We start from the raw sequence: 8,307 nt of genomic DNA on the forward strand, positions 1-8,307 counted from the left end.
GCGCTGCGCCCATTTGAGCGCTCGCTCGAATCTTGAACGTTTGGGCCGAATAAGGAAGGGCTGTCGCGCCTATGGTGAAACCGTAGGCACGGCGGTCCTTTTTGACGTCGTTCATTTTGTTTCACCAGCCGCATCATGTACAATAGAAGGAATAACAGGCCAGCGACAGAACGGAGCCAGCGCGATGGGCAAACTCGGCATGCGTACGAAAGCGAACCTTATATTGGGCGTTGCGGGCGTCGGCATTCTGGCGACGTATCCTTTTTCGCACACGTTTGGCGGCGGGCTCTTGTTCGCCGCCTTCAGTGCGGCGACGATCGGCGGGCTCGCCGACTCGTTCGCCGTCAGCGCGCTGTTCGGCCATCCGCTGCGCATCCCGTGGCCGCGCTGGATGGGCACGCGCATCATTGCCCGTCAGCGCGAGCGGCTGATCGGCGAGCTGACGGACTTGGTCGAGCGCGAGCTGTTGACGGTGGAGCACGTCAGCCGCACCCTGCGGGACATTCCGGTGGCCGATCTGCTGCTGGGCGATCTGCGTCAGCCGCAGCGGGCGGAGGAACTCGGCACGCTCGCGGCCGGGCTGGCCGCCGATCTGCTGCAGCGGGTGGATGCGGAGGAACTCGCGACCGGGCTGCAGCGCTATGCGAACCGACACGCCGACGCGCTGCAGGCGTCCGACCTGCTGGCCGACCTGCTGGAGTGGAGCCTGCGGGCCGGCGCTGACGATGCGATCGTGCGCTTCGCTACGCGTCATCTGGCCGAGCTGGCCGGATCGGCTCCGATCCGGTCGATCATTCGCGAATTCGCGGCGGCCGTGGTCCTCGGCTACGAGGCGGGCAAGCCACAGCGCCGGTTCGTCGATCGGCTGGCCGGACTGGATGCGGACACGATCAGCGCCAAGGTCCAGGACTGGCTCGCGCGCTTCCTGCGCGAATTCGGCGCGCCGGGTCATTCGGGCGGCGCCCGGCTCAAGGCGCAGCTGGGCACGCTGGCGGTGCGGCTGCGCGAGGACGAGGCGCTGCGGGCGCAGGTGGAGCGGTACAAGGTGCGGCTGCTCGCCCAGGCGAGCGTCAAGCTGTCGCTGCCGGAGCTGCTCGCGCGCAAGCTCGCCGAGCTGCGCGAGCGGCTGGACGGCGGCGCGGACGGCAGCCAGGCGCATCGCTGGCTGACCGGCCAGATTCGCCGCGGCATCGAATGGCTCGCCGCCAGCGAGACGTGGCGGACCCGGCTCGATACCGAGCTCAAGCGACAGCTAGAGGGCTGGGTCGAGCGCAATCATGCGAAGATCGGGGCGCTCGTCCAAGACAAGCTCGGCGCGCTGTCCGAGCAGGAGCTGATTGCATTCGTCAAGGACAAGGCGCACCGCGATCTCCAGTACATTCGCCTCAACGGCATGATCGTCGGCGCGCTGGTCGGCATCGCGCTCGATCTGTCCACGGCGTGGCTCGGGGAGGGGCGGCTATGAGCGAGCGAGAGAAGAGGGAGCACGTGCGCAGGAAGGCTAGGCGTGAGGACCGGGAGGACAATCGCGCCGGGGCGCAGTACGAGAGCGACGGCAATCCGGCCGGAAGCGATGGCGGTAAGGCCGAGAGTCGGCAGCGGGCACATGGCAAAAGCATGCGGCGCATGGCGAATCTCAGCCTGCTGCTGCTGGCGCTGCTGTTCGCCGGCTCCGCAATTCTGCTGCAGCTCTACCCCGGACGCTGGTGGGCGCAGCTGCTGCTATATACGGCCGAGGCGGGGCTGGTCGGCGCACTGGCCGATCTGTTCGCGGTGACGGTGCTCTTCCGCAGTCCGCTCGGCATGCGCTGGATCCCTCACACGGGCATCCTGCCGCGCAATCGCGACAAGCTGGTCGACGGCATCGTGCGCATGGTCGAGGAGCAGCTGCTCGCCAAGGACTTCCTGCGCGAGCGGCTCGGCCGGCTGTCACTCGTGCGCCAGGCGATCGACTGGGCGGACAGCCGGCAGGGGCTCGATGCGCTCGCCTCGCAGGGCTGGCGCGTCGCCATGGATCTACTGCGCCGCGCCGATCTGGGTCAGCTCGCCGAGCAGCTCGACGGCCATGCCCGCGAAGCGCTGCGCCGCGCCGATCTGACGCGCTACAGCGGCATCGCGCTGTCCTGGCTGCTGCGCCACAACGATGTGCAGAAGTGGATCGGCCAGCTCATCGGCTATGCGGCCGAACGGATGGCGCAGGAGGAGATGCGCCGGGCGATTGCGGACATGCTCGAGCAGGAAGCGCAAAAACAGCTGGCCTATGACGGCTCGCTCGGCAGCTGGTTCAAGGGAGCGCTGTTTGGCTTGGCGGAGACCCTGGACGCCGTCAATCTGGAGGAGGCGGCGGATACGCTGCACCGCGACCTCCAGCGCTTCATGGCGGAGCTGCAGGAGCCGTCGCATCCGCTGCGGGTGCAGCTGGAACAGAGCCTGCACGACCTGGCCGGCCACTTGCGGACCAGTGCCGACGCGGCGGCTGCGATCGAGCGCTGGAAGCAGGAGCTGGCCGAGCAGCTCTCGCTGCAGCCGGCGATCCTGTCGCTGCTCCAATCGATGGCGGGCATGCTGACCTCGCCCGAGGGCATCCGGTATATCGCGGACGGCGACCGGGCGCTGCAGCCGGAGGCGATCCGCTCGTGGATGGATCGGCTGCTGCTGGCGAATTGGGCGGCCTTCAAGGCCGACGAGCGGGCCCAGCGCAATGTGGAATCGTTCCTGCAGCAGCTGCTGGCGCGTATGCTGGAGAGCGGCCACGCCGCGATCGGCCGGGTCGTGCGCGGCGCATTGGACGGCTTCACGGAGGCGCGGCTGGTCGATCTCATCGAGCGCCGCGTCGATCCGGATCTGCAGCGCATTCGGCTCAACGGCGCACTTCTGGGCGCCTCCGCGGGCGCGCTGATCTATCTGCTGCTGCACGGGGTATACGATCCGCTGCTGCGGGCGCTGGGGGCGTGAGGGGCGCGGCTCGCTAAGGCATAGCTCCGCGAGCGGCGCGCGGAGGCATGCCTTAGCGCGCGGATTCGAGGAGCGGGGCGAGCAGGCCGATCGAGCCAGCCGATCAAGCTAGTCGGTCGAGCTAGTCGATCGAGCCAGCCAATCAAGCCAGGCCGTTCAAGTAGGCTGGTCGAGGCGGCCTGCTCGACCGCCTGGCTGTAACGGACATGAGCGACGCTTAGCGGGGATAATGGGCCGGGTAGCTGGCGGAATTGACCGCTAAGCGTCGCTGGTGACCGTTAGAGCTGCTGCATGCCGCGATGATGTGATGATAATGACGCAATAATGCAATGGCGCAATAATGCAACGCCCCAATGACGCAATCCGGCATCGCCCGCCCTCGGAAATTGTCGAAAGGCATATTGCAACCGTCCGCCAATGACGTTATTCTACTAAAATGGGACATTACCATCGACGTTCTTCTACGTGATTCTACCTAAATGGAGCAGCAAATGTAGAACGTGCAAAAGAACAATGCCAAGCCAGAGTAGTCCTGTATTCCAATCCATTCCAATTGAATTCCATTCAATGCATGCCAACCCGATGCATTGCAACCTAAAGGAGGCGTCGTGCGTGGATCCGATTATCACGCCGGACAAGCTGCGGGCGGTGCCGGAGCTGTCGTATCTGACAGCGACCAACGTCGCGCGCTACCGGGCGGTCATGACCTATTGCTATACCGAATACCAGCGGCTCAAATACTGGCTGCGGCCGGAGGAAGTGCATGCGGGCGTGCTCGCCTGGGGCGTGCTGGACGGCTATACGCTGGAGCAGTGCATGTCCGATCTGGAGAGCCTGAAGAGCTGGGGCAATCTGGCCTCCCGCCACGACGGGGGCCGGGCGCTGTCCGTGGAAGAATACATGCGCAAGAAGAGCCAGTACATGCTGACGCAATACGCGATCGAGATCGAGCGCATGCTGGAGGCGCTGGAGCAGGTGAAGGGCTACGGCGGCTCGCTGGAGACGACATACTTCGACACGATCACCTCATGCATTCACGAGGTGCGGCTGCGGGCGCTGGAGTTCGAGCCGGGGGAGGCGCTGAGCCACTGGGAGCAGCTCTACGAAGCGTTCAAGACGATGCACGAGAACGCCGCCGACTTCATCGCCAGCATCCACTCGATCCAGGCCGAGGAGATGATGGCGACGGAGGGCTTCCTCGCGCTCAAGGACAACCTCGTGCATTACCTGCAGCACTTCGTCAAGGGGCTGCAGCGCAGCGCCTACAAGATCGAAGGCCAGCTGCAGCGGATCGGCGACGGGCTGCGGGACGCCTACGTGCAGAAGGTCATCGAGGGCGAGCTCGCCAAGCCGCGCCTGGAGGCGGGCAAGTCGGCCGAGGAGCTGGAGCAGGAGCTGCAGCAGGGCTGGGCCAATCTGCAGCGCTGGTTCGTCGGCGACGCGCTGGAGCCGAGCGAGCTGACGCTGCTGGAGCGGGCGACCAAGGACGCGATTGCCAAGGTGGTGCGCAGCGCGGTCCGGCTGCAGGAGCGGCGGCGCGGCGGGGTGAGCCGGCGTCGGGATCTGGAGACGCTGGCGCGGCGATTTGCGCAGCTGGAGCAGGTGGAGGACGCGCACCGGCTGGCGGCGTACGCCTTCGGCCTGTTCGCGACGCGGCATATGCAGGGCCAGGACGAGCGCGGCACGGAGCGCGCGGATGTGTCGAGCTGGGACGAGGCGCCCAATGTGCGGCTCATTCGCTCGCGCAGCCGCCGCCGCATCGGCCGCACGGCCGCCGAGCCGATGCGCAGTCACGCTGCGAGCCGGGCGGCCTATCGCGAGCAGGTGCAGCGGCAGCTGGAGGAGGAGCGCCAATTCGTAAGGCGGATGCAGGCCCTGGGGAGCGTGCGCATCGGCGAGATGCCGGTGCTGCGCATGCACGAACGGCTGCGGCTGCTGCAGTGGATCGGACGCTGCACGGCCGCGGCCTCGCGGTCGTTTGAGACGGCGGACGGGCATCGCATCACGCTGAGCGTCCCCGAGGACGCGCGCGACGTCGCGGTGCTGCGCAGCGAGGACGGCGAGCTGACGATGCGCAATTACGGCCTCGAGGTCGCAGCCGGACAGGAGGCGAGCACGCATGGCTAGAGGCGGCACGACCTCCTATACGCTGCGCCGCATGCGCGCGAGCCGCAAGGCGGACGGCGAGCACTGGCACGAGCGGCGGCGGGCGAGCGCGCATGCGCTGCTCAATCGGCACTGGATCACCAAGGACGAGGACCCGGAGCTGTTCTACGCGATTCGCGACCAGTATCAGGAGCTGCGCGACTGGTTCGCGGAGTATGCCGGATTCTCGCTCATCCTGACGCGCACGATGGCCAAGCTGGACAAGTCGCCGGTCGCCGCCGCGCCGTGGATGGGCATCGCCGAATTTCGCGAGCCGCGCGATTATGCCTTGTTCACCTATGCGCTGTGGTACCTGGAGAACAAGACGGAGCTGGACCAGTTCGTGCTGACGGATATCATCGAACAGGTGAGCGAGCAGCTCGTGGCGGTCGGGCTGACGATGGACTGGGAGAACTATGGCCACCGCATGTCGATGGTGCGCGCGCTCAAGAAGCTGCGTCAGCTCGGGGTGCTGCGCCACATCGACGGCGACGAGGGCGAGTGGGCGCGCGACGACAGTCGCACCAAGAATGTGCTGTACGAGTGCGCGCCGACGGCGCGCTATGTGCTGCGCCACTTCCCGCGCGAGCTGGAGGCCTATGAGACGATCGAGGCCCATCAGGAGCAGACCGTGTATTCGGAGACGACCGACGGCGAGCTGCGCCGCCGGCGGCACCGCGTCTATCGGCGATTGCTGCTCGAGCCGGCTGTAGCCGACCGCGAGTGGGCGCAGGACGAATTGTTCTACGTGCAGACACAGCGCCGCTCGATCATGGATCAGCTGCAGTTCATGCTCGGCCTGGAGGGCAGCCGCTATCGCGAGGGCCTGTACTTCTACCATCCCGAGCCCAGCGGAGAATGCACGCTTTTTCCGACGGCGGCGGCCGTCTCGGATCTCGCGCTGCTGCTGGCGGGCGAGCTGCGGCGCCGTCTCGGCGAGCGCGACTGGCACGTGACGGAGCAGGGGACGGTGGAGCTGAGCGCGACCGATCTGGAGGGGCTGCTGTATCAGATGAAGGAACGCTACGGCGACTATTGGAGCAAGGAGCACCGCAGCATGGGGCTGGGCGAGCTCGCGGCCGCGCTGACGGGGCATATGGCGGAGTGGGGCCTGGGCGCATGGCGATCGGGCGAGGGCGGCGAGCAGTTCGTCGTCTCGGCCGCGCTCTCGCGGTGGAATGCAGACTATGCCTGGGATGACGGGGAGGTCGGAGCGCGATGAGCGTCTATCCGACTGCCAAGGAAGCGAGGACTGAGATGGACACGACCAATACGACGACGGACAGGTCGAGCACAGAGACGGCTGCTGCGCGTGCTGCGACGGACAAGGCGAGGACGGAAATGGCCGCTGCGGAAGCTGAGATGGATCGCACGGCGTCGGGGACAGCCGGGGCTGCAGAGACGACCTTCGAGCGCCCGTCAGACGAGCGCCCGGAGGCCGGCCGGGAGGCGCGCGAGCGCTGGCAGATGCACCGGGCGGGCATCCTGAACTTCTGGTTCTACGAGGAGGAGGAATTCGAGCTGGAGCAGGGGCGGCTCGTGCTGCGCGGCACCAACGGCGCCGGCAAGTCGGTGACGATGCAGAGCCTGATCCCGCTCGTGCTCGACGGGGACAAGCATCCGAACCGGCTCGATCCGTTCGGCTCGCGCGACCGCAAGATCGAATATTATCTGCTCGGCGACAAGGAGGAGCACAGCGACCGCACCGGCTATCTGTGGCTGGAGTTCCACCATCCGGTCAAGGGCATCTACAAGACGATCGGCATCGGTCTGCGCGCCCGGCGCGGCGCTTCGCAGGTCGGCTTCTGGGGCTTCGTGCTGGAGGATGGCCGCCGCATCGGCCGCGACTTCTGGCTGTATGACCGGGTGCTCCTGGAGGAGGGGCAGGGCAAATACCCGCTCGACCGCAAAGGGCTGACCGAGGCGATCGGGGCCGGCGGCCAGGTCGTGCAGGAGCAGCGCGGCTACCGGGACCTGGTCAACCGGGCGCTGTTCGGCTATCACGACCGCGAGGCGTATGTCGATCTGCTCAATCTGCTCATCCAGCTGCGCAGTCCGAAGCTGTCCAAGGACGTGAAGCCGACGGCGATCTACGACATCCTGGTGCGGGCGCTGCCGCCGCTGCACGAGGAGGAGCTGCGGCCGCTCTCCGAGGTGATGGAGGACATGGATCAGCTCGCCGACCGGCTGGAGGAGCTGAAGCTGCACCGCGTCGAGCTGGAGCGCTTGAGCCGTAGCTATGAACAATACAACCGGCACCTGCTGTACCGCAGCGGGGAGCGTCTGCTGCAGGCGCACGGCGAGCGCCAGGAGGCGCAGCGCGAGCTGTCGCGGCTGAGCGGAGAGCTGCGCGCAGCCGCTGAGGGGCGCGAGCAGATCGCGGCGGCGCAGACCGCCAATCAGGAGCAGACGGTCGCCGCCGACTCGGAGCTGGAGCTGCTCGGCCGCAGCGAAGCGATGGAGAAGCAGCACGAGCTCGAGCAGACCGAGCAGGCGCTGCGCGAGACGGAGACGTATGCCGAGCAGGCGCAGCAGCGGCTGACGGCGGCGCTGCGCGGCTGCGAGTCGGCGGAGCTGGCCGCGGACAAGGCGCGCAAGCTCCAGGCCGAGCTGCTGGAGATGCAGCGCGACGGCCTGGAGGAGCTGGACGGCCTGGCCGCCGAGCTGGAGCTGGCCGATCACGGCGTCTACACGCGCTACTGGAGCCCGGAGCCGCCGGAGGACACGGCCTTCGTCCAGGCGTGGCGGCGCGATGTGGGGGCGCACCGCGCCGCGCTCGCGGGCGCGGCCGAGCTGGCCGAGCGCGAGCGCGAGGCGGGCCGGCTGGTGGCGGAGTTCGACCGGCAGCTCGGGGAGCTGCGCGCCGAGCGCGACGAGGCCGAGCTGGCGATGCGCACAGCGGCGGAGGCGGCCGAGACCGCGCTCTACGCCTGGAAGGAGCGGCTGCTCGTCTGGCGCGAGGGGCTGGCCGAGCTGCGCCTGCGCGAGGCGCAGCTGCAGGCGCTGCAGGCGGCGAGCGGCGCGCTCGGCTACGAGCAGCAACGACTGGAGGCGGTGCGCGAGCCGGTGCGGCAGGCGGCCGAGCAAGGGCGCGAGCGCCGGCTGCGGGCGCGGCTCGAGCTGGAGCAGCGCGTGCGCGAGCGCGAGGCCGAGCGTGAGGCGCTGCAGGCCGAGCGCGATGCCTGGGCGCGCAGCCGCGAGCCGGAG

The 8,307-nt window shown here is 67.8% G+C and carries 4 protein-coding genes and 1 pseudogene; all 5 read left to right on the plus strand.

Going from position 1 to position 8,307, the window contains the following annotated elements; translation table 11 throughout:
- The first annotated feature begins 184 nt into the window (after positions 1-184).
- Positions 185-1,465, plus strand: a complete 1,281-nt coding sequence (locus IDH44_RS15915) for a DUF445 domain-containing protein (protein WP_190919304.1) — start codon at positions 185-187, stop codon at positions 1,463-1,465.
- Positions 1,462-2,955: a DUF445 domain-containing protein gene (locus IDH44_RS15920; protein ID WP_190919306.1), complete on the plus strand. Its 1,494-nt coding sequence runs from the start codon at positions 1,462-1,464 to the stop codon at positions 2,953-2,955. The genes IDH44_RS15915 and IDH44_RS15920 overlap by 4 nt, the downstream gene beginning before the upstream one ends.
- Positions 2,956-3,567: 612 nt before the next feature.
- A complete protein-coding gene (locus IDH44_RS15925) occupies positions 3,568-5,082 on the plus strand; it encodes a TIGR02677 family protein (protein ID WP_190919307.1) in 1,515 nt (504 codons plus the stop codon).
- Positions 5,075-6,322 (plus strand): TIGR02678 family protein, encoded by a 1,248-nt coding sequence (locus tag IDH44_RS15930; protein WP_190919309.1) that lies wholly within the window; start codon positions 5,075-5,077, stop codon positions 6,320-6,322. Before IDH44_RS15925 ends, IDH44_RS15930 begins: the two co-directional genes overlap by 8 nt.
- A pseudogene (locus IDH44_RS15935) lies at positions 6,319-8,307 on the plus strand (hypothetical protein); the annotation flags it as partial. The gene IDH44_RS15930 and the pseudogene IDH44_RS15935, both read left to right, overlap by 4 nt.

This window comes from Paenibacillus sabuli (genome assembly GCF_014705605.1).
In the GTDB taxonomy this organism is placed as follows: domain Bacteria; phylum Bacillota; class Bacilli; order Paenibacillales; family Paenibacillaceae; genus Paenibacillus_D; species Paenibacillus_D sabuli.

Bases quoted from the DNA above. Each gene is read 5' to 3' on its own strand.
- IDH44_RS15915 (WP_190919304.1), top strand. From the start codon at position 185: ATGGGCAAACTCGGCATGCGTACGAAAGCGAACCTTATATTGGGCGTT.
- IDH44_RS15920 (WP_190919306.1), top strand. From the start codon at position 1,462: ATGAGCGAGCGAGAGAAGAGGGAGCACGTGCGCAGGAAGGCTAGGCGT.
- IDH44_RS15930 (WP_190919309.1), top strand. From the start codon at position 5,075: ATGGCTAGAGGCGGCACGACCTCCTATACGCTGCGCCGCATGCGCGCG.